Genomic DNA, 20,593 nt, shown 5'->3' with positions numbered 1-20,593 from the left:
ATATTGGGAAAACTCTAAAACCGTGGCCAATTTTAGTTGACCACTACACTGGAGATATGGCGCCCGATCTTGACCAACATGCCTCTATAGAACTCAACACCCGGGGTAGTCGTATCTGTAAGCGCAATGGGGCTGCGTGTGATATTTATGTTGAAGGGTATGAGCAACGTATGGATGAGGTCGCTCGATTTATCTGCACGCATTTAGAGTTCGATCGCCTCTATTTTTATGGCAAAGATAAACCTCTACATATTAGCGTTGGGGCTGATAATTCAAAATACGCACTTATCCGACAACGCCGAAGTGACGGGCTTCGCGTAAACACAAAAAGTGCAAAAGGCAGCGCCACACAGGCATTGTTCGATGATTTATAATCTTCAAAAACACCTAAGGATTAGGAATGAACGAAGAGCTATTTGCTGAACTTACCTCTCAGATAAAAGTTGGAAAACAACTTCCCGATGCCATTTATCTTCATAAAGACGCATTCAACGCATTGCCTAAAGTATTAACACAGTTCATTCCTGCCGTAGCAAAAGCCGTTAACTTAGATGAAGAAGACTGGAACCTCGTTAAGCTGTTTAAAAAAGAGTTCCGTTTATCTCTTCTTCATTACCCTGATTTTTATACTGATTCCTATCCCGCATTAGAACAAAGCCTCAATGTCGACCTCTCTAAGCTAAGCCACAAAATTACAGGCTATCGCGACTCTGAAAACCCGCCGATCTTACATAGAAAAGAAACCATGGTTTTGCCAACGAGTGAATATTACGAGCACTTCGTTTCACTCACACAAGAAGGCGAGAATGCAGGCTTGTACGAAAACAGCCGTTTGATTGGTTTTAAACGCTCTTGGGAAAACCTAATAGCACGCCATGGTTACGAGCTTGTCGATGGTCGATTATTCCGATGCTCCTCTGTGACAACGCAAGAAGAAGCTGGGATTGATAGGCACAGAACGGCCATCGTGCGACATGAACTCTCTGCACCAATGAAGACTCTCGTTAAACATGGTTACTTAAAAGGCGAGCACTCAATTTTCGATTACGGCTGCGGCCGCGGAGACGATTTAAGAGAGCTCGAAGCACATGGCCTCGACGCTCTGGGTTGGGATCCGAACTTTCAACCCGACAACGACAAATCCAATTCTGATATCGTAAACATAGGGTTTGTTCTTAACGTAATAGAAGATCAAGATGAAAGACTCGATGCCCTACTAGGCGCATGGGAGCTAGCAGATAAATTTCTGGTGGTTTCTGTCATGCTGGCTAACGAAAACTACATTGCTCAGTTCAAACCTTATAAGGATGGGGTGATTACCTCTCGTAACACCTTCCAAAAATACTACGCGCAATCAGAGATCAAAGCGTACATAGAGAGAAACCTACAGGAAGACGCCATTACCGTTGCGCCTGGTATTTTCTATATCTTCAAAGACAAATTGGAAGAGCAACAGTACCTGCAGAGTAAATACAAACGCCACCATAAATGGCAGCAACTGACTTCGCCAGAACCTATTGAAGCCAAAGACAAAGCCAAACTGCTTATTACCCAGCATCAAGACTTGTTTAATGACTTTTGGAACACCAGCTTAGAGCTAGGGCGTATTCCTGCCAATGATGAATTTGAACAATCTGAAAAAATTCGAGAGTTAATAGGCTCACACAGAAAAACCTTTAACTTACTGCAAGAGATGTTTGATACCAAAGAGTTTGAACAAGCAGAAAAGAGCCGAAAAGAAGATCTTCTCCTCTATTTTACTATGGGACTGTTTGAGAAAAGAAAACCCTATACGCAGCAACCAGAGCCGCTAAAGCGCGACATCAAAGCCTTGTTTGATGATTACAAAACCGCGATCAGCCTGGCTGCAGAATTACTGTTCGCAATTGCAGATATCGACTTAATCCAGCAGCAATGCCAGAAAGCACATAACCAGTTGCCAGCAAGCCTACTCAACGAAGGACATTCACTGATCCTACATCGAGACTTTATCGATGATTTACCATTACTGCTGCGAGTCTATGTAGGCGCAGGGTTGCAGATTTATGGTGAACTGGATGAAGAAATAGACCTAATTAAAATTCATATCACATCAGGAAAACTTACCCTCACCGCCTATGATGACTTCGAAAAATCAGTTCCTTTCTTAGTAGAGCGCATAAAAATCAAGATGGCCGAGCAAGACATCGACTTCTTCGATTACGTCAATGAAGAGCGCAGGCCACCACTACTTAATAAGCATCTTCTTCTTGCTAGTGAGCATATGGATTTTACTAAACAGCATAGCTTCGATAAACGACTCGCTAAATTATTAGACGTTGCATGGAATCAAGAAGTGATTCTGCATAGAGCAGAACTAGAAGAAAGCCTTATTAAGCATAATAAGCAAATAAAAGGCTTTCGTTTCGTTAACTATTAATATAATAAGGAGGCAAGCTGATACGATAAGTTCGCCTTGCCTCTTCTTCAGATAACCCGATAGCGGATAAAACATGTGAAGGAACATTAGATATCGCATTACAGGCTGAACCTTGTGAAATCAACCAATTATACTTTTTTGTAAAACGTTTTACTTCATTATCATCAGAAAAAGTTACATTCCATATAGTAGGTACGGCTCTATCCCCACCATTACGGGTGAACTGATAAGATTGAATTAAATTTTCGAATTCAAGCTGTTGCACACTAGGCCTAATAGGAAACGAACCTACTGCTTCCCCTAAACCAACAATTAATGGTGTCGGTGAGGTGCCTCCACGAATACCGAGCTCTTGTCCACCACCATGGATCAATGGTACGAGATCTGAGTAGCGGGCATCACGGACATATAAAACACCAACCCCTTTAGGACCATATATTTTATGACCTGATAATGACAGCATCTCAATATTCATATCATCAACGTCGATGTCGAATTTACAGAAGCTTTGAGCCACATCGGTATGAAATGGGATTCCATGTTCAAAGGCGAGCTCACCAATTTCTTCAATCGGCTGGACTATCCCAAGTTCATTGTTTACATGGTGGATAGAGATCAGCAATGTATTGGATTTTAGTGATTGTTCGACGGCACTAATGTCAATCAATCCGTGCTCATTTGGCTCAATATAGCTTACTTCAAAACCTATCGTTTCAAGAAAGGCACAAGTACTCAGGACACATTTATGTTCGATAGACGAGGTAATGATGTGGCCTTTCGACTCCAAATGTTGAAACGCTATTCCTTTGATTGCCAAATTATTTGACTCACTAGCACCGCTGGTGAAGATGATTTCACTAGGCATGGCTCCAATTTTGTCAGCAATGATTTCCCTTGCCTCTTGTATCGCTTTACTCGCACTCTCACCATCGATATGTACTGATGAAGGATTTGCAAAGTTTTCATCTTGCCATGGCTGCATTGCTACTTTCACGGCGTTAGATACTGGGGTTGAAGCTGCATAATCGAAGTAGTTATTCATTGTTTACTAATTTAATACGTTGACTATAGTTTTGTCTATTAATGACTAAGTACTCTTTGTAGTACATTTCAATAGAAACATAAAGGTTTATTAAGTAGTCTTTCACGTCAGAACGGCACCAATCCCGTTCTTAAATATAATCTCGCATAGGTTGTTTCCTCTTTACTTTTCGTTGAGCAAAGAAGTTACATATACCGTTATTACAGTCAAACCTATGCGAATTACCCCAGCATTGCTGAAAGTTGAATTGTTTATGACCAATATTCCACTACTTTTTCAACCAGCCCGTCAAATACCTGCGAATCAGTGAAACCAACCTGAATCGAGTATGTTTCTCCCTCAGTCTTAACAATTCCATGTCCGTATCCCAATAGACTTTCTGCCCCAGATTCACCTAGAATGATTTCAGAGTTCTGATCTCTATCAACCTTTAAGGCAATTTTGGTGTCTAAATTTGCCCTTAAGAGTGGGAAGACCACATCAGCACTAGGCCGTTGTGTTGCCAAAACCAAATGTATTCCAGCAGCACGGCCTTTTGAAGAAAGTCGAACAATAATATCTTTAGCTTCCGCCTTAAACGCGTTATCTAATATCCAATCTGCAAGCTCATCAAAAAAGACCACTTCTCTAGACATTCGCTCACTAGGGTACTTACGATTGTATGCTTCAAAGTCTTTAACATTTAATGTCATGAGGTGCGTATAACGCTCATTCATCAAACTCTCTAGCTCTTTTAATCTTTCAACAGCTTCCTCTTTATTCAACACAACTGGATGAGCTAAATGAGGTGTTTTAGAGTATGCAGCAAACTCAACTTGCTTGGGGTCAAACAACCTTAACTTCAAATTATCTGGAGAATTAGTCATCAATAAGTCGATTATCATATTATTCATCAAAATAGATTTACCAGACTTCGTTTGACCACCGATTAAGGCATGAGGACTTGCACCATCTAATTTAAAGAAAACGTTATTTTCACTAAATTCATCCTGACCGAGCATGATCTTATTATTAAAATCTTGCTCTATGGTAGCCTTACGTGAATCTAAACTATTATTTAGTAACGTACCAAAATAGACTGTAGATCGCTTATCACGATCAAAAACCAGAACCATTATACCTTTATCAGGATAGACACGACGTAGTGATAATCCCACTACCGAGAGAAAGTTATCTTTAAGTTTCAGAACTTTACTAGGGCTTAAATTCACATCACCATGCAACTTAATTACTATCGAATTTGGAGTTACTAAGCTTTCGGAGAAGTTTGAAGGGAGATTTGCGTGCCCAAAAATCTTACGAATATTGGCTTTTATTGAATTTATATCAATCTCATTTTCTTTGACTTCATCTATATCCGTCTCTAAGTAACCAATACAGTGTTTAATTAGTTCCAGTGAAGACTTCTCTCCACTCAGCCTTTTATCACCCTTTTCTAGAGCTGTTGTATATCCTACCGTAGTAGGTTCAGGATTATCAACATTTGAGATGCTTTCTTCTACTTCACTTAAAGTAGCTGACGCACTCTCGGGTAAGCTTTCACTTTCAGTGGAGCTTGTATCATTATTCTCAATAAGTGAATCTGTATTACTCGCTTTATTTAACGATAATTTTGAGAAGTTAAACCTCTCAAATAACCTTAATGGACTTTCATCTACTAGCGACTGAAATACTTGCTTTGTGTCTGCTGCACTTAATTTCAGTTGGCATAAATAATCAGTGTCAAAAACAACATCTGAAGACGTCCCAACTTGAGCGTTATCGTAATGAAACACCACTGATAACCCTGAAATATTGATATTTACTGCTTTTTTATCTAGTGCGATAAGGTCATAGAACTCAAACTTACTAGGATCGAATTTAAAATTCCCAACGATAAATTCGTAGAATTTATTCAGCCAATATTCAAAGTCAATGTCCTCGTATGAGCGCAACATTGATGATATTAAGTCAACAGTTGACTTAACTTGTTTGCAAGACTTAACGGACTGTTCTATTGAGCCGTTTGTTAATTTTGACTCACTGACAATCAAGTTGATTGTAGTAACACCAGATTCATCTTGATATATATAAACCCCCAATAAATCAGAAATATAATTTACGGTTCGGCCAATCGACTTAAATGCATCATCTTCGATAGTAGATTTAAACCAGCTTAAATAATCATCCAAGTGAACCCAAAAGATATCTGAAATTTTTGAGTCTTTGTCATAAATGCTCTCAAGAAGCCAAGCGGCTCCCGCAGTTCCTACAAGGTCATGAGAAAACTTACCGTTACCTACAGATCTTAGCAACGTATCACTGCTGAATGAGTTTGACATAGAGAATATCTTATCAACTAAATACTCGACTTTTTCAGGGTGAACCAGTTGCCAGTCGCGTATATCAGAGTTTAAGTTCTTAGTAATATATTGCGTTTCTTTATCTGTAATAATAGCTAAAGAACGTTTGCTACCTTCACCTTGAATATATCTCAAAACTCTTCGGTTATTATCCGATCTATCTTCCGGATCATTTTCACTACATGCGTTTAGCGTTTCCTTACTTAATAAATAGTCATAAATAATAAGCCAATTACACTTACTTAATCCTTTCGATATTTCATCTTTCAAGCCTACTTGACTAACTTCTCTACAAAAAGAACTTGACTCATGTCGGTTATTTACTTTTAAAAATGTAGACAGAAAAAATTGCCCTTTACTATCATTAACATGGTTATTCATCGAGAACTGTGTTTTTCTAGCAACAGGATCAGAAGGTACTTTTCTTGATGCACAATACTCCCAGCTCAATGCATCAAACTCTCTTTGAATATATTTAGGAGCAACCTCTGCAAATTTATTATGAGCAAATAATGGATCAAAATTATAGATAAGATCTATCTCGCCATCTTCTACCTCATCAATATCGTTAACGATCCGAATAGTAATATTAGAGTCAACTCGGTTAGTATCGAAGCTCTCACAAATCGTTTGATAAACACTATCTAAAGCTTTCCTGTTACTACAATTAAACGCTAACGATATTGATAATTGCTCTTCATGATTGTCCGATATTTTTAACAACTCATCATATACTGAAAGTAAATGTTCATAAGAAGTGAGCCCTATACACAATATCTGCAGGTGGTGGCGTTCATTAGGGTATGTTTCTAAAAACTTTATAGCCGTTGCATTAATAACTGACTTGATTTCAGAGTCGTTTATTGCATTTTTTGAAGTACTTAATTTTCCAAACTCGTAGTACCCAGACTGTGAATTCGTTGAGACCAAGTCAGAATAGCTATTATCATCTAGTTTTTTCAGAAACAAGCCTTTACCATGATTGTCAAAAAGTTCTCGGAAAAGCTTTGCTAAAACGCCATCACTTTTATTCGCAATACTTAAAGATTTATTAGCAAACTGTGAGCTAATATTCTTTAACATAAGGTTTCTTTGAGACTGCATTAACAGACTATATGGAGACCACGGAAGGTAAATACAATAATTTACATTTTCTGTAACGTTAATCGTATGAGCGCTTAACAACTCATATACTAAAGCATTATTTATTTCTTTGCTTGAACTCAAGGAGTATATAAGCTCAATTAGGCCTCTTAATTTGACTTCAAGCTCATCATCAACCGAACACAATGGATTTAGGTAAAATAAATCTGCTGTATTTTTCCAACATTTAAAAAAGTCAGAAAATGACTCCATCACTTGAGTATGATGATCATGGCTAAGGTGATTATGGCTTTTCAAATCTTCCAATAATTTTTCAAAAACATCTGTTTCTTTATCAGACTTCTTAACAACTGCACCTTTCTTCATGCTTGTGCTTACAGCTAAAAACATATGAATGTTTGTAATTGTTGGAGTGCTTTCAGCTCTCTTTATAAAGAGCGGATCCAGTGATAGGTCGTATTTATGAAAAAATCCTTTTCTATCTGAGATTTTTGCAAAATCTAAATATTTAGATGATTCAAATCCATAAGGGTTAAAAAGCCATTTTAGCTCCCAACTATCAATAGGGTCATCACCGCCTTTCTTACGCCTAATAACTCTAAATGAAAGCTCATTTACAGCTTTAGACTCACCGTTTTTTCTGTTTTTTGAGTCGACTGATGAAGCAAATTCTTCATTGAAGACTTTGCCAAATTCAACTTTAAAATTATCTCCGAACTGAGACCAAAAGGACGCTAGATCTCTATATTCATTATTAAAGTAATTAAGTGCATACCAGTTCTTCCGCTCTAGACTTCTTCTTGTCCGATCTTTTGCTAGGCTGAGAACTATTTCATCATCACCTAAGTCGTTTAGTAAAACAGACTTTGATAAAACCTCTAATAGTCCAGTTATCAAATCATTGCATTCAGTAGTTTTAGAGCCCGTGATTTCTTTCAGCCACGCTTTATCTAACTTTGAGTTTTCAGAAATGTCCTTGGAGTAGCTAAAGTAAAACTTTCTAAGGTCGTTAATTTCTGGCTTTTGAGACGGTGAGTTATCTACTAAGCCAAGCAATTCAATGTATTCTTCTTCCAAATCAATATCATTGTCAGCTAAGAATATTTGAGTTTCTGCACCTAATAAAAATTTCGGCTTTGCGCTTTTTACCTGTAATACTGAAGGATATGGAAAAGAGCAATCGTAAAGTTTTTGTAACTCTTGTTTTTGAGCGACAGTTGATTTTCTATCTTCTTGATAAAACGCTGTAAAATACTTAAAAATATCTATGCAAAACTCATCATAGTCGTTTCCTGATTGCTTGATTGTATCGATATTAATTTTTATTTCAGACAGCTCAACCTCTTTGTCTTTATTAATGGCTCGCCAAAAATTTATATCTTTGAACAACGTTTTAGTTACGATTGACCTAAACATTCGACGATATGAAGCGCCCGAGTTTTTCAGAGGTAAGAACTCTTCAAGCCTATTTATACCGCCTAAGTGAACACAACTCTTACCTAGAGCATAATAAAACTGTCCGTCTCTAATGGTTTCTTCAATTACCCCATCAATAAAGGCATTAATCTTGTCTATTTCAATAAAAGGTCTGGCATTCCATTTGGAGTTGGTTAACTCAGAGACAAACTTAGAAAGTTCAGCTACATATTCATCAATAAAGAAAGCTTGCTCAGTATGTTGGCGCTTCGCTAATTCAACCCACTTTGTTATTTCGGTTTGCTCAAATACCGTACTTTGATCAATGCCTCGAACTTGCTCCATTGTAGGCTTAATTTCTGCCATCAACATTAAGCAAAAGAAATTCCCCTCTCTATTTCTTTCATGAGCCATTTCCGAAAAATTATGCTTATCAATTGCAACATTTTTATACTGCTCATGCTTTTCAACGACAACGATAAAACCATCATCAGAACCTAAAGGCTTGATTGGAAAATCATGATTCGAATTAATATTATCGATAATTTCTTCGACCAAATTTGCATCAAATTCTTTTAAAACAAAGCGACCAGGTATTCCACTTCCTTTGTTTGATTCACACCAATCTTGGTATTCTTTTTTAACTATCTCATAAAAATACTTTGCAAGAGATCTCATACCGAATCCTCCCTGTACGGATTAATTACATAACTACAGGCGTCTGATAGGTGCCTTAACATTCCCATTTGATACAACAAAGAAGCAAGATTTTTAGAGTTTCGATTTAAATCCCTTTGAATTAATTCATTATGCGCACTAGGTGAGGTATCTATAAAGATGGAATATTTATCCTTTAACACTTTTATAAATTTATTAAATTCAAGCCGCTTATTATTGCCAAGAGTTGTAACGACTAGTGAGTGAAGAAAGTCTTCAGTAAGAACATACCTGTAGCTTCTTGTGTTTTTTTTAGACAAAAAACCTATTTCTCTAAAACAAACATTCGGATAATTTGAAATATGGTCTGCTAAGTATTTTTGAGCACTTTTTATTTCTGATTCTTTGAAGCTTTCTCGCTCACTCTCTTCAACATTTTCAAGCTCAGAAGCGTATAGCTCCATAACTGCATTAACTCTCGTATCTAAACACCTTTTCAACTTATTTCTTTGAGTTGAAATACTTTGAATTGATGTTTTTCTAATACTGTTAGTTGACTTGGACAAAACCTCTGCAATATAGGTAGGACGCTTTAATTCTTTAGCATCAGAACTGTTATGATAAGTTTCACCAATTGCTAGTACATAATTGCCAGTATGGTAGCCAATGAGGTCAATCATTACCTTTACTTTATCTAATCTTTCTAAATCTAACGACAACACCTGCTTTAAATCTTTGGCAAGCTCATCAAATAGATTCAAGGAGTTATATGGCAGATAGCCTAGACTCTTGCGACTAGTTTCAGGTAATTGAATACGTTCTTCTTCTCGCACCAATAACTTAGCGATTGTAGAAAATGAAGTGTTTTGTTTTTCTAACCATGACTCGAAATATTGTTCTAATTCAATTCGAGTATCTTGGTCAGAGCGGCACAACATTAGGTATACTAATTCACCACCTCGACAAAAAAACCTTCGGTCTTCAGTAGACTTTTTGTTATCAAAATCACACCAGACATAATCTGATGATATTGGATAAATGAACTTTGATGTCCACCTTTTTTTAGATAATGGATCAAAAGTCAATGAACTTAAGATTTTTATCGCAATATAAAAGCTATCAAATGACTCGAAGTTGTTCTTAATATGATCAATATCATCATCGGAAAACCTAAATAAATCGCCTTCTATTGCTTTAAGGTATTCAAACTGCCTTTGCCATTTTTTCTCTTCCGATAGATCGGAGTTGATGACCGTTTCTAATATTTCATTTTGATATATAAGAATTCTAAGCTTAAAAAATTGCCTATGTTTAAAATACAAAGTGTTATTTTCAGGAGAAAAAATAGCATCAATTAATCCTGTTTCCTTCGCGCGAAGCTGACTTTCAATGATACATAAAAGCTCAAAAAATAGAATTGATGGGGTTTGATCTTGCCTAAATCTGTGACCCCAAATATTTTCAATAATAGGAATATGTTTTATCGAGTATTGTTTTTTTAACTCAGAAGAATAAGTGTGTAAGCTATCCATGGTTTACCTTTAAAGCTGAAGATCTAAACTCTCCACTGTTAATTGTATAAGTATCTATTCTTTTCCCCGAAGCCCTTGAATTTTTACTGATTTGGGAAGCTAATTTAGATCTAAAAATTAATAATTTTTTATAAAGTCTAGGATTAGTCGTATTTGGTGGAAAGCCTTTAGCAACTTTATATAAAAAGTCGAATAGCTCGACAGTTAAAGTTAATTTCAGCTTAACATCCCGATCAATATAAAACTCTATAACAGGCTCTATTCGTGAGCCTGTTAACTCAAAATCACCTTTAACCTTATTAATAATAATATCTCTATCTCTTACATCATCACCATGGAATATTGATATTGGCGTAATCGAACCTTGATCTTTTTCAGGAACATACAACCGGTCTTTACCTGTACCTTCAGAGATATATCTACCGTGAAACACTCTGTTCAATGCCAATACAATAAGGGAAATCACTTCAACATCATCACAGTCATCACTATCTACAAGATTTTGATAAACGTTACTTTTGAAATAAGTGAAGCTTGAAAATTTTTGAAGCTCATACGATCTTGTGTCATTGTTTTGATAGCAATAAAGTTGCATTCTTGAGCGTCTTACAATAGCTCCCCAAAGTTCAGGGTCAATTCCACTTTCTACTGATTTTTTAGAATCAAATAATTCATTAAAATCATCTAAGGGAATTTCAATATCTCTACTTTCTTTACATTTTAGTAAGTTATCCCAATAATTTGTAGATAGTTCACCAAAATTGAGGTTGTTAATTTCCGAATATGGTCTCGCATTATTCATTTTATGAGGGCCAAGGTTCATTCCCCAAAAACCTACTTCAATTGACGATTCATAATTGAGTCCGTCACGGTCAGCTAACCTTTTTATTCTATTACACGTGAAAATTTGGTAATTATTTTCTTTTTTAGTTGCTTTTAAATATTTCGCTTTAGGTGTAGACGCTAAAATAGTATTTGTAGCGAGATTTAAAAGCTCTCGAATTGTGAAATGTTCATTATTCAATTGCAGTAGCAAAATAATGTTGCTTAGATTCTCTTTAATATGAGGCTTTGACCTCAGAAGGCTATATTTTTGATAAATAGGACAAGAATTAGATTTCTTTCCTTCACAAGAGTCACATGACTCCCACCCGGAGTGACTCAAAATTTCATCAATAATTAATGAAAAATTATCTTTAGCATTTAATTTAGAAAGATTAACCAGTTTTATGAGTTCTTGCTGAGAGCATGAGCTAAAACCTAAATTTATCTTATCTTCAATAATTTCTTTTAATTGTTTTGCTTTTTTAATTAGGTCTAAATCATTTTTTGATGAAATGAAGCTGTCAATTTCATCCACCAAAATACCATCATTTACTGCTATCAAAATAGGTTTATTAGGAAAGCCATTGCGTAACACATCAATAAGTTCATTGATAATGATTGAAGTGTTTTCTGAAGAAAGTTCAGAGAAATCTTTAACTATGGTTTTTTCATTACTTCTAAAGAAGCTCTTACTATTCCAGTCATCTTCATCAAATAATTCTCCTTCAATTTGCTTTACTATGTCCCTGCATAACTTAGTCTTTCCGTCCCCAGCTGTACCAGTGAGAATTATTACTCCGTGACTATCCTTAGATTCAAATTGTTGAGTTATTTGTTTTTGCCATTCAAACTTAATATTCAAAGGTTGCTCTAGCCCTAAGTTTGAAGCAACTTTTCTAACATATTCGTCTTGAATTTGATTTTTCCCTTGACAATAACCTTCTAAATACTTTATCCATTTATTTACTTTCCAGGACATTAACAATTCCTTCCATATATGGTCGAATTTTTCACCAAACGCTTGTATCTATTCACTAGTGATATTTTGACTGAGGTTTACAATGAAACAACTAGTGTTTATCAAGCTATGTATATATTTTAACTAAAACAAAAAAAAATCATAATTTTCAAGCAGGTAAAGGCACGATATACCTCACAATTTCACTCTTTACCGATTTTTGGCATTGTTTCCGAAATTATATTCAAGTCGCTAGGCAATCCTAATGGTTGTGTATTAGTCGATACACAGAGTCTCTGACATGCCTCTGACCTGCTAAAGAATATGTCGCAAGTACGACATTTCTCACGCGACGTTCTACACGTGGAGGAAAAAGTATGCGGGGATGTAATGAACCAGGAGAATAGTTGGACATGATACTGCCACTAATCAGGAGTCATTATGAATGATGAACCAGAAGTGAAACGCTGAACCGCTAAACTCATAAAATTGCTAGCAGAGTCGCTGCACTACATATACTCCTTAAAAGTATCGGCTGTCAGTAACAATTGTAAGGCTGACAGATCCATTACGGACTATGTCATTATTTCAGGACTCAGAACCAGTTTAGTTGTCAGTTCCAACCGATATCAAAGCCACGCACCAATGTAGGAGGAAAGGTGAGCGCATCAACGTTCACCTTTTGGTTATCGCCTTATTCACCAATTAATTACTTAATGGTTAACAAAATCGACTCTATGATGACATATTGTTGAGTGGTTTTCACTGATATCACCGTAAGGTCATGATTTAGTCCACGCGAATTACGCAACAAAGCCTTTATTTATAACACGTCACACATGCACCACCGCCTTCTTGCTCATCATAGATTTCATCCATAAAATCTCGGTCGACATCGCTTACATCGATTTGTAACACATTAATGCGCTTTCGCTTTAAAAAACGCTCTCGTTTCTTATCATGCTCAGCTTTTATACGAGCAATTCGCTTCGGATCCTCGAGTGTGGATAAAGGGGTATCTTTACCTAGCCAATAAAATGTGCCATTACCCTCGTCATCTTCAGCTCTTTTCTCATAATTCTTCGCTTCTTCGAATGCTTCAGGGTGACGCTCTCGAAGACGAACCCATTCGATTTTTCTTTGATAGAAACAGAATGTGCAGCCACTACGTGATCGCCAATCGTAATATCCAGGCAAACCTTGAGCTTGGGCACTCTTAGGGTTATTTCGAGCTTCTTCCGTATCAGCGAATAAATCTGCTTGCTGTAAAATATCTTTGACGCCCGCCAAATCAATACCATCATCCCGAAACGGCATTACAGTAACAATGTCACGATTACTTGTTGCCTGGTATCCTTCGCGATAAGGCTCATCGGCTCTGATGCCAACATATGTAATTACTTGATAACCGTCATCTAAATACTGTTGAATCCACTTCTCAAATGGAACGAGCTTCATTTGTATAGTGCACCAACGAGCTTGTGGCGAAGGTAGATAGTCATTGTGCTCTTTCAACCAGTAATCAAAGTCTTTTTTCTCTCGGTTTGACGTACAAATCTCCTCGTAGGGATCTATTATTTTCTTACCTATATAGCCCTCTAGTCGATTTACAAACTCAATCACCTCAGGTAATTCCTTACCGGTATCAGTAAAGTAATAAGTCAAATCAACTTCCGGGTGCTTGTCACGCATATAAATAGCTAATGCGGCGCTATCTTTACCGCCTGATAACCCGAGTACATGGAGCTGTTTCTTATTAGGGTCTATCATTTTGTTTTTTCTCCTAGCAACGCTTCAAGAGACTTCATTAGTATGATTTTCTGCTCTTGCACTGACACACCAGACAACATTTTATCTATTTTATTGAGAGCATCTTGATGGTCTTTATCTTCTAACGATTTATCAACATTGCCGATATTACTAGCGAAATACTCAGCTAATTTAAAGCGTTCTACAAATACAACCAACTCTGAGTTAGCCTTCTCTATTGCTAAATCATTCCAATTCCGCTCTGCTTTAGCTGACAAAAAGGAGATCATATTAGATGTCCAGTCATCTGTATCTTTACTAGTAAACTCACCAAGACGTCTAGCAAACGTCTTCAAGCCTGAATCAGCAGTATAATTTTCAACACTAATTGCACGCTCAAGAAACGCAGCGTTTACAGGCCCATTGAATAATGTATTAATACGTCCTCTAAACTCACTCAACATTCTTCTATGAGCAGACTTGAGTTCGTCACAAACCTCAGTTATAACGCTAACTAACTCTTCATCATCTTTGGTATGCAGAACCGCAGGTAGATCTTCAAGTAAAAACTTATTCGGGTCATCCGCTTTCAAGGCCACTAGTCTAAATGCTCTTGCGTTATTCGATAATTGCTGAGTGCTCTTAACCCAACCAGATAGGCTTGCAACAAATGAAACAAAACCTTGAGCTGCATAAAGTGTGGTTTTCGTTACGTCTGATTTATTTATTATTCTGCACAAAGATTCAATATAGCTTTTCTTTACGCCATCATCTTCAAAGTACCTTACACCTACGCTCTGTGGCTCTTTAATTAGTTTGTTTACAAACTCTTCGTCAGCACCTGTTATATAGATAAATTTATTAGTTACATCTTTATCATAAAAAGCTAGGTTATCTCTTTGTGCTAATACAAGACACAAAATCCAGATAGGAATTAAACCATTTGTTAAACCATAAGGTTCGGCCGACCATAGGTCTACGACATCACTTAGAGGAACGACGCCATCATGGCTACGCTTCTGAATAATCGCGATTGCGGCATCCCACAACTCACAAATTTTTTCTTGATGCTTTTTCTGTACTTCAGTAGCTGCAGGGTCAATTGATGGCATTACAAAATCAAAATCACCATCGCTATTTCCTGTATGTAAATCGAGATTTTGTAAACAGGATTTATACATAGCCATTTCAGGTGGTGTACCTTCAATGGCCAGATCTTTTTCAAAATACTCATCTACCATCTTCACCATCAATTTCTTTCTTGCTGAAACTGCTGCACCTGATGGTTTTGCTCGATTGATTAGTTCGTTATAAAGTTTCGGGCATTTTGGATAAAGATCTTTTGCCAAATTACTTGCTATTGTTGATAAATTTACACCATCAATTTTTTTGCCTTTGTTATGCCAAGTAGCACTTTCAAACAAATCAGCATAAATATTATCAAATGCCACTTTTGCCAAACTAACACGCGACTCTAATTCTCTACGAGCTATACGGTCATGTTGAATGACTGGGTTGTGTCGTGAAATGTTATCTAAACAGATTAAGTCATTAATGATCGACTTTAACTGATCAATTGCCCTCGGAGCAGTTCCAAAAACGTATTCAGGATGCTGTTTTGATTTGATATTCGCAGCATAGGAATCACCTGATGTCAACAGTATAAAAACAGAGAACTCAGTTGAATTAAGACTATTTTTTTTCTTAAATTTCTTTGCATCAAAACTACCGGTTTCAAAAGCCATTTTCATCCAGCGTAAAACACCAATTTCATGATAATGGCTTTTAGCAACAACATGATCTGACTTAGTCTCTAAAAACTTTTTCCATTCATCACTATTGCTCTGTTTAACTCTTTCATTTGCGAGCTCTTCGTCAATATCAACATCAGTTCCCTCAAATACAGCATATGACTGCAAGTGATTGCGATAAACGATTAGGTTTTGCTGTTTTAATTTTTCAAGAGATAAGTCTATTTCATCAGCATTGTATTCATCTAATGCTGCATGCAAGACACTCTTAGTGGAATAAATGCCTAGCTTACGGCCAAACATATTCAAAATGGCAACAGTCTTAATCAACTCTTCAACAAAGCCCTTTTCTCTGGCTTGCGTACGCTCAACGGCATCTTTAGCTTCTGACCATGCTCTTGCGTCTGGTGAAGATAGTATTAGATGATCTAAATTTGCCTCAATATAGTCATATAAATCAGAGAGGCGATACAGTACTTCAGCTTTGTTATTACCGATAAAATACTGAAAACCATGATTTTCTACAGAGCCTAAAAAACCAAACGTACTGCGCTCGTTCTGACTAAACCTGCGCTTAGAAAGCGGACCTAATAGTAGTGTCGTTAAGGGATGAAGTGGCAATGCTGATTCTAATTTGGACTTAATATTCACAGATTTGGAGATTCGAGTATCTTCCAATGCTTTGAGAGTATTCTCAACAATCAAGCTATTAAGTTTGTAAGATGGCTCTTGAACGATGCTATTGCCAATTAATGTTACTGTTTCATCTTCAGAAACATTAAATAAAAGATCTGTATAACGACCTTGAACTTTGGCCCACCCTTCTTTTATTGACTGTGATTGTCCACGAGCATACTCAGCAAAAGCTTGGTGCAAAAAGCCTAAAAATAAGACAGGAAAATCTTTACGCGTTGTTTTCTCGGCAAGGTCTTGAAAAAATTGAAGATCTAAATGCTTTGAATTAAGAAACTCTAATGATTTCCCCATTTCATCAAATAATATGACAATCCCATCAAGAGATTTTTCAACTGACTTGGTTACTTTATTGAATGCAACAAAAAAAGACTTCTCGTCTACAGGTGCAGCTATATGAGAAATGTCGATATTGTGAGCATCTGCCTCAGTAACTATTGATGTCCATAACGCTGTTATTGGTGATTCAAAGCTACAAACAGTTTTAACAACAAACCAACCATTTACTACAGGGATTTTCTCGTAAAAAAGAGCTGAAAACTTAGGTTTAACAACCTCTGATGCAACACTCCTGAGTTTTTTTTCTGAAGATAACAAACCTGCCAATAATAGAGCTACCGTTGACTTGCCAGTCCCATACGGGCCAGTAACTGTATAGGTTTTACGGTTAGATTGTTGATAACCCTCGGCGATAGTCCTTAAAGTATTCTCTGCAGTACCATGAAAAACAAAGCCATTAAAAAATTCACCATTAAGATCTAGGTCTGAATCTATACGTGTTGAACGTTGAAAGCGAATATTAACATTAATATGTTCTTTTAAATTTGACACGAGAACCTACTTATAAATCTTTGCGAGAAAGGTATTTTTGTTTTTTAAGACAGCTATATCTTTAATTTGGATTTGACGAAGGCCTTGAGTATCCGTCCAACCAATAGCCTCCGAAGTAAGCTCTGAAGCTCGTTCTAATCGGTTTTCTACTTCTGTCTGAGCCATACGGAAGACACGGGCAGGGCTACCGGGATCAAGTAAGAACGAATCAAATGACATCGTAATTGCAGCGTCTTTACCCGATATCATCGAAAAGTAATCAATTAAAGCAAAAGTAAAAACTTGATCGCTTAAACTATTCCTTGGCTCCAACTCGCATAGAAACTTCTGTCTATCAAATTGCTTCAACAGCCCTAATTCACTTAACGGAGATGAGAAACTGTCTTCCGATACTTTGCTTGTTTTACTTTTTGCATAGGTCAAAAAGAAGGTGCTGATATCTTTTGTTAAACTATTGTCTGCAGGTAACTGCAAGATACTTTTTTTCTTGGTGTCTGATTCAAACTGTTTTGTTGCAAACAACTCTTTTATGAACACTAGGAGTGATTCTTTATCAACCTTTTGTCCATTATAAAAATTAAAAAATATACGATAAGCTGTTAGTTCGGAGACATCTCTGCATAGAAGCCAATGAATAAGCCACAGTGAGCTTATGTTTTCTAAGTGCTCGTCTTCTTGATCTATATGAAAATACTCATCGCTGACCTTATGGTCATCTGTCTGATCATAGATACCTACACGTCCGGCCCAATATTTTATTCCATCGACCATATTCTTACCTACACCCCACTCAACCATTAACTCATCGGTAGTAAGTGTATCGAACCCTTCAAGCTGACTAGTCTGATAAAATTTATAAAGCCACCCATAGCGAAGTGGAAAAGTTTGGTGCCCAGAAAATCGTGCTGTATATTTATTCAAAATCAACCCTAAGATAGCTCCCTCACAAAAATCAAACAAAAACCAATAATAAACAACAAGTTAAATGCAGGGAGTAATCATGTATAAATCAAAAATATTTGCGCTATATTTTACCGTTTTTATACCAGACTACAAGAGAGCTCTGGCATCGCCGCTCTAATTTCACACTCGTAGCCATTAAACTTTTTTCCCTAAATTCAACTCAAGATCGGCATACGGTTAATTAACAAAGTGTACTCCAAGAACACCTTATGACTTACCTCTTTACGTCACGTCACAAAATTGTTATCCCCAATGCATAGTTAACCTGTATAAACCTACTCATACTGCTGACAAATTGTGTTACTAAGTGGAAAACACCTAATATTAAGTTAGGAAAGGGTTATTTTGTTATAAAATGAACCCCTGAGAATTTTACACCCCAGCCTCTCAGAATATTGAGCACCCAACCGATAGAAAGCTAATGAACACATACTCCCACATAGATACCCCGTTCAACCTACGCCACACCTGTTGGTTTTGTGGTGAACCTTCCAATGATGTTGTTGAATTTCCTAAGACAGCGCAAGCTGTTGCCAAGATTGGTCACTCACCGATAGCACTGCCGGCTTGTAATGAGTGTGCGAGAATTAACTACTCAAAGAATCTGACCTCAATTTGGGCTGTGCGCGATCAGATAAAACACGCACTCATCGATAAGTACGCAAAGCACTTAGGGATTGGTGAGAACTGGACGGAGCAAGAGCTTATTGATTCAGATTTCTCTGGCTCGACGCTTGGTGGGTTTGGGCGCAGTGCTTGGAAGATGTACCAAATCGCCAAACAGCGAATCGACTATAAAGGTTGGCCTTTATCGGTTGATGACATTGTAATTGAGGTCTACGACGAAACCAGTGGCTTTGAGTTTGACGGTACTCGCTATGCTTCAATCAATTCATGTATCGATTATTTCACCAAGGCTGCGGGCGTAGACAAAGAGCTGCTATCGCAACTTGTCGACATAGTTTCAACAGACCGTTTTAGCTACGCACTGCGAATCGCCAAGCTGAACAAGAATGTCTCTAATACCAAACGCTCAGAGATCATCGAAGAAATTTTGCAGCAAGAGTCCGAACAAGAAGAGATACAGCTTGAACAAGCCAATTCACTGTTCAACCCAAATGTCGAAGAGGTCAGCATTTCAGGTTCGACGGCTCCGGTGTTCGCTATTCAATGGGCAATGATGAATAACGTTAAAGATTTAGCCCACCTTTGTGCTCTCGAAGATGAGTATTTTGACTATTTCGAGCACCTCGGCGGCCCTGCAGCTTTCATGTCCTATAACGGCCTACAACTCTATTTAGAATCGCGTCAATATCCGGAATGGGTAGAAAAGTCGGATCCAAATAAACAGTATTGGTGATCATCAGCCATTACTGGTGAACACGTGTAAGCTCGATAACTGTGTCAAACACCCATTGTTAGTCCTTGTTTTATATAAAGATCTAAAAACAGAACCCTATAACAGTTAATTGTTGCAATTCGGTTAAATAGAGTGAAAACTTCAAGCATCTAAAACTATTTAATCACTGCCATCTTGCGGTGAGTAAGGAGTGAATTGTGCTTGCTGTTCTTCGTATTATTTTGGCTACGGTGTTTATTATTTTCACCACTCTATGTGCTTTTGTTTACTGCTTGTTTAGCCCCAAGAACCCCAAGCATGTGTACGTTTTCTGTCGCTGGTTCAACCAACTCCAAAAGATCATCGGTGTAAAACTGGTGCAGCGCGGCCTAGACAATGCCCCAACACCAGAAAACAGCGTCTACATCTCTAACCACCAAAGCATATTGGACTTTGTGACCGACCCTGGAATGTTAAGGCCTCGCACGGTGACATTGGGCAAGCGCGATTTGTTGTACGTTCCTTTCTTTGGTCTGCTGTATTGGATCACCGGTAACATCATGATTAACCGCGAAGACAAGTCCAAAGCACGCGATACCATCAAGCAAGTGACGGAAGCGATTCATCAGAGAGATCTGTCTGTTTGGGTTTACCCTGAAGGAACCCGTAGTAAAGGGCGTGGATTATTGCCATTCAAAACAGGCGCTTTCCGAATGGCGATTGAAGCTGGTGTGCCTATCACCCCAATGTGTACCAGCACCACACACAATAAGATCGACTTGAATCGAGCCAATAATGGCATTGTGATCACCGAGATGCTTGAACCTATCGATGTTACTGAATACAAGCTCAGTGATGCTAAAGCGCTTGCCAATCGCTGTCATGCATTGATGGCAGAGAAAATAGCTCAGCTAGATGAAGAAGTAGGGCAAGATTACGAAGCCCCTTGCCCTGCAAGGACTTGCGAAAGGT

General features: G+C 37.4%; 12 protein-coding genes. 5 read left to right on the top strand and 7 right to left on the bottom strand.

The window, feature by feature from the left end; genetic code table 11:
* Together WR49_RS20295 and WR49_RS20290 are read left to right on the top strand one after the other, a co-directional pair.
* A partial coding sequence (locus WR49_RS20295; RefSeq protein WP_046225220.1) for a hypothetical protein occupies nucleotides 1-374 on the top strand: 374 nt, incomplete at its 5' end.
* Between the two features lie 26 nt (nucleotides 375-400).
* Entirely contained in the window at nucleotides 401-2,419 is a 2,019-nt protein-coding gene (locus WR49_RS20290) for a DNA phosphorothioation-associated putative methyltransferase (RefSeq protein WP_046225219.1), read from the top strand.
* Here the strand turns inward: WR49_RS20290 and WR49_RS20285 are convergent.
* From WR49_RS20285 to WR49_RS20270, 4 genes are all read right to left on the bottom strand, one after another.
* Nucleotides 2,409-3,461: a cysteine desulfurase family protein gene (locus WR49_RS20285; protein WP_046225218.1), complete on the bottom strand. Its 1,053-nt coding sequence runs from the start codon at nucleotides 3,459-3,461 to the stop codon at nucleotides 2,409-2,411. The two genes, WR49_RS20290 and WR49_RS20285, sit on opposite strands and share 11 nt — an antisense overlap.
* Nucleotides 3,462-3,712: 251 nt before the next feature.
* The gene (locus WR49_RS20280) at nucleotides 3,713-9,001 is read right to left on the bottom strand and encodes an FtsK/SpoIIIE domain-containing protein (RefSeq protein WP_046225217.1); all 5,289 of its coding nucleotides are present in this window, start codon (nucleotides 8,999-9,001) and stop codon (nucleotides 3,713-3,715) included.
* Complete coding sequence (locus WR49_RS20275) at nucleotides 8,998-10,512, bottom strand: hypothetical protein (RefSeq protein ID WP_046225216.1); 1,515 nt, start codon at nucleotides 10,510-10,512, stop codon at nucleotides 8,998-9,000. Before WR49_RS20275 ends, WR49_RS20280 begins: the two co-directional genes overlap by 4 nt.
* Nucleotides 10,505-12,316 (bottom strand): hypothetical protein, encoded by a 1,812-nt coding sequence (locus tag WR49_RS20270; RefSeq protein ID WP_046225215.1) that lies wholly within the window; start codon nucleotides 12,314-12,316, stop codon nucleotides 10,505-10,507. The genes WR49_RS20275 and WR49_RS20270 overlap by 8 nt, the downstream gene beginning before the upstream one ends.
* A 301-nt stretch (nucleotides 12,317-12,617) precedes the next feature.
* Between WR49_RS20270 and WR49_RS21810 the strand changes: the two genes are divergently transcribed.
* Nucleotides 12,618-12,686 (top strand): transposase, encoded by a 69-nt coding sequence (locus tag WR49_RS21810; RefSeq protein ID WP_082082806.1) that lies wholly within the window; start codon nucleotides 12,618-12,620, stop codon nucleotides 12,684-12,686.
* A 428-nt stretch (nucleotides 12,687-13,114) separates the two neighbouring features.
* Here the strand turns inward: WR49_RS21810 and WR49_RS20265 are convergent, their stop codons facing one another.
* Genes WR49_RS20265 through WR49_RS20255 form a run of 3 tightly spaced genes read right to left on the bottom strand, consistent with a single transcriptional unit; the run spans nucleotide 13,115 to nucleotide 18,240 of the window.
* Complete coding sequence (locus tag WR49_RS20265) at nucleotides 13,115-14,065, bottom strand: phosphoadenosine phosphosulfate reductase domain-containing protein (RefSeq protein ID WP_046225214.1); 951 nt, start codon at nucleotides 14,063-14,065, stop codon at nucleotides 13,115-13,117.
* Nucleotides 14,062-17,319, bottom strand: coding sequence for a hypothetical protein (locus WR49_RS20260; protein ID WP_046225213.1), 3,258 nt, complete (start codon nucleotides 17,317-17,319; stop codon nucleotides 14,062-14,064). The genes WR49_RS20265 and WR49_RS20260 overlap by 4 nt, the downstream gene beginning before the upstream one ends.
* A 6-nt stretch (nucleotides 17,320-17,325) precedes the next feature.
* The gene (locus WR49_RS20255) at nucleotides 17,326-18,240 is read right to left on the bottom strand and encodes a DUF4007 family protein (protein WP_048615220.1); all 915 of its coding nucleotides are present in this window, start codon (nucleotides 18,238-18,240) and stop codon (nucleotides 17,326-17,328) included.
* Between the two features lie 463 nt (nucleotides 18,241-18,703).
* Between WR49_RS20255 and WR49_RS20250 the strand changes: the two genes are divergently transcribed.
* Nucleotides 18,704-19,642, top strand: a complete 939-nt coding sequence (locus WR49_RS20250) for a hypothetical protein (RefSeq protein WP_046225211.1) — start codon at nucleotides 18,704-18,706, stop codon at nucleotides 19,640-19,642.
* 197 nt (nucleotides 19,643-19,839) lie between these two features.
* A partial coding sequence (locus WR49_RS20245; protein ID WP_046225210.1) for a 1-acylglycerol-3-phosphate O-acyltransferase occupies nucleotides 19,840-20,593 on the top strand: 754 nt, incomplete at its 3' end.

The sequence above is a fragment of the Vibrio sp. ECSMB14106 genome, from assembly GCF_000972265.1.
In the GTDB taxonomy this organism is placed as follows: domain Bacteria; phylum Pseudomonadota; class Gammaproteobacteria; order Enterobacterales; family Vibrionaceae; genus Vibrio; species Vibrio kanaloae.
The sequence above is the reverse complement of the archived record's forward strand: the minus strand, read 5'-3'. Positions and strand labels throughout refer to the sequence as shown.